Genomic DNA, 3,551 nt, shown 5'->3' with positions numbered 1-3,551 from the left:
CCACTTAAAAAGTCTTGGATCACCGTGGACATTGCCGCAAAGAAGTTGGCGATGGTGCCGGTCAGGCCGCTACCACGGCCGTCAACAATAACTGGGTCCGTTGTTCCGGCTTGAGCAGTAACATTGCCGTAAACATCGCTACCCGATACTGAAATGCCATTACCGAGATCAGTGATACTTGCCTGATACATGGCGACCGGCTTGCCGTCGCGAATCACGATAAGTGGCTCGCTGGTGACAACCGTCTCGTCACCATTGCTAAACACCACGCTGCCGGCGCGCACTGGCGCAGACTCTCTGGCGTCGACTTGGGCGTCGATCAGACGATAATTGTCTGGGCGTGGGGTATACGCCAAGCTGACCTCGTAGCGATCAGTGGCGATTTCCTCAGGCTGCGTGATGATTAAACTATCACTGGCATTGACGGCAAAGCTGGCAGAGTTGATTTCATACTCAGCGTGAGCGCTGTCAATTTGTTGCCCAATAACATGGAAGCGGTAGGTGCCAAGTGGCCAGTCCTTATTTGCTTCTAAGGTTGCGGTCCACAAGTGCGCGCCTAGGCTTAAGCGGTAGTCGAGGTGGATTTCGTACAAAGTCGATAAAACTTCGCCATTGCCGCGCTGCACATCCAACCATTCGCCATTGGCATTCTGCCGTTGCAAAATCACGGTAGGCAACTCGAGTACCGCGTCGTTACCTTCCCAGCTGAAGTAAGCCGTCTCAAAGCGCTTGATATCTTGGGGTTGTAACTGCGCCAAAGGATTCATACCGCTGCCGGGAATCGCGGCTGGCTGTTGAACGCTGTCGTAGTAAGCGCCGTAGAGATCGTAGTTAACGGTGAACTCGTCGGTGGGCGCTGCGCTGCCGTCGCGAAGTGCGCGGATTAGCTCGCGCTGAGTGTTCAATAAGTGGCCGCCGAGTTTCCAGCCCCAGAAGGTGGTAGTGCCTTCGGTGCCGCCTAAGTCCCAGTCAGCTTTTAAGTCAGGAAGAATATAGCCGACATGATCTTGGCTATAGCCCCAGATAAAGGTATTCGCGGATTGAAAGCCCTCTTCTTCCGCGGCCTCTAATAAGCGTAAACCTTGCTCAACAACTGCTTCACCGGGCTGGGCGAGGAATAGTGCATCGCCAATACTAAAAGCGGTAATTCGCGTGTCTTGGGGAACAAAGGCGCCGTTTTCAGCAACACCGTTATCGGCTAAATCCATTGGGTCTGGCGTAGGTGCCGGTAAGCAGGCCGGAATTTTTTCGCCACTGCTGGGGCCAACAATGGGCACGCCGAAGTCGGCATTGCACTGGGCAGCACCCCACTCATAGGGGAACTCATCTCCGCTGTAACCGAGTTTTTCCCGAGACAAAATAACGCGCTGGGAAACGACGCGGATATCAGGGGCCAAATTGAAATTGTTTACCGAGTTGTAGATGCCCATAACTTGGGGCGCCATTAACTGGCCATAGCGTTCAATACCCTGCAATTTTGGTTTGGCGACATTGCGGGGGCTGACATCGCCCGCTGCACTTTGCACCAGCATGGCAACCATGGGTCGATCAAATTGCTGCTCAACCTCGCGCTCTACACCGGCCAGTACATCACCGGAGAAATGCAGGTTTTCAACGTCAAAGGCAATACCGTGGGCGGCAAAGTTGATTACCGCAGCCAGTGGTTGGCCTTGGGCGTCATCGATGCGCAGAACACCGATGCGCTTGCGTAAAATGTCCTGTGCACTAACGCGTTCAGCGGTGTAGGGCGAGCGACTGCGACGGAAACCGTTTAGGCCCTGCTCATCACTGCCCATGGCGTAACCAAATTGCGCGGGCTCATTGTTACGTACTGATTCCGCGACCAGTTCTGCCAATTGCCGAACAATGCGCTTAAATAATTCCGGTTGGTATAAATCCATTGCCAGCCAAAAATAGCGGGTGGAATGGTTGGCCAGCGTGCCAGGGCCGTCGTGGGTGTGGGTTGCCGACATCACCAAACCTTGTTCAATGTCGCAGCCTGCCGGGCGATCGTCGCCGAGTAATTCGGTGGCCTGTTCAGCGACCTTTATCACTACCTCATCGAGCATACCGATAAAGTCGGTCTTCACCATGATCACGCAATCACTGCCATCGTAGAGGGAAACGGCTTTGGCAATAAGGGAGTCGTAGTAGCCTTGCGAGGGTGGTGAATACGTGGAGTAGGGCGAGTGTATAGCCCGCAATTCATCGGGCACACTCGGTAATGAGTGCCCGTCGTGATCTTGAGCCGGTAAAAAATCAGCGAACTCATCGACAAAGGCTTGGAAACCATCCGCAGGATTAATATCGGGGAAGTCTTCAAACTTTTCGGCAACGGGAATATAGTCGCCGCCCACGGGCGGACGAGCATAACCGCCAAGTGAGGCGCCGACCGGAATCAAGATTGATTTGCGGGCGGTACCGGCCATTAGCATTGCCGGCGGGTTGCCGGCGTCGGGATTCGACTCGACAGGCTCGGCGGGAACCTCAATGATCATCCCCGCATTGCTGCCAGCTTGGGTCGCACCAGCAAGCACGACGTCGCCGATCAAGGCGCCACTGCCGCTTTGCAGAATGTTTGCTGCCGCAAGGAAGTCACCTTGACCAAGCGCGGTCATGGCATCGCCCAAGCCACCAGCGAAGCTGTTTAGTGCTTCGGTATAGGCATCGCCAGGCTCACTGGGCTTGGCTTCACTTACCGTCAAAGATACCGCCGGCACCTGCGGGCAATCACTGCTTGAACGCACGTATTGTTGATGGCGGGTATCAATTAAACGACCTTGCTTGTGCAAAAAGTGGGACTTCTGACACTTGCCGTGTGGGGCGCCGCGGGGGTAGCCGTGGGGGTCAAAATGATCGCCACGGGGAGCGACGTTGCCAATCGGCGGGCTGACGGTTTTACCTTCGTCAAATTCGATCAGACCCGATTTACTGCTTCGGCAGCCACTTAAACAGAAGCTTGGCGCGGCACTGTCGTAGACTTCGCCGTTCCGGCCGTCTAGGTTTAGGCCCCAAAAGGCTTCGACGTCCGGGTCGCGCTCGCTCAGGAAGTCATCTTTGTTGGCGTATTGGTAGGGGACACCATCGCCGGGTGCGCGCTGGTAGATATCCGCCACCTCAACGCCGATGGTGCGGGCCATCACTTGGGCGCTCCAGTGAGTGACTTGGTGGTCGGCAAATGCGGGCTGCAGCAACACTTGGTTATCGGGACCGTGCAAATCGCTATTGTCGGCAATGTGATGGGCGTAGCCATTGTTTTCACTGCGATCCCACAGCATTTGCATTAAAGCAAAGCCAACATCGCGGTCGAGGTCGTCAGGGTAGGACAGGTACAAGGGCATTGCGTAAGGCGGCAGGCCGGGCTCGGTGGGTTTGAATTCGCTGTCAAAATCGACACTGCGACGCAGGAGCGTCGAGTAGTTCATGCCGACAACACCTAGTACGCCACGCTGCACGTCCTTAGACATAGCAACAACAGCGCCACCGATGATGCCACCTTGCGAATTACCATCGTAAAAAATTTCGCTGTTATCAAATACCGGTTTGCCATT

Annotated in this window: 1 protein-coding gene; it reads right to left on the bottom strand. The window is 55.1% G+C overall.

All coding sequences use genetic code 11. The features are described 5' to 3' along the window. Positions 1–3,551: neutral/alkaline non-lysosomal ceramidase N-terminal domain-containing protein (locus ABYT30_RS17105; protein ID WP_373097648.1), on the bottom strand; the 3,551-nt coding region annotated here is incomplete at both ends.

The organism is Zhongshania sp., assembly GCF_041623545.1.
Classification (GTDB): Bacteria; Pseudomonadota; Gammaproteobacteria; order Pseudomonadales; family Spongiibacteraceae; genus Spongiibacter.
This window is presented reverse-complemented; position numbering and strand designations above follow the sequence as displayed.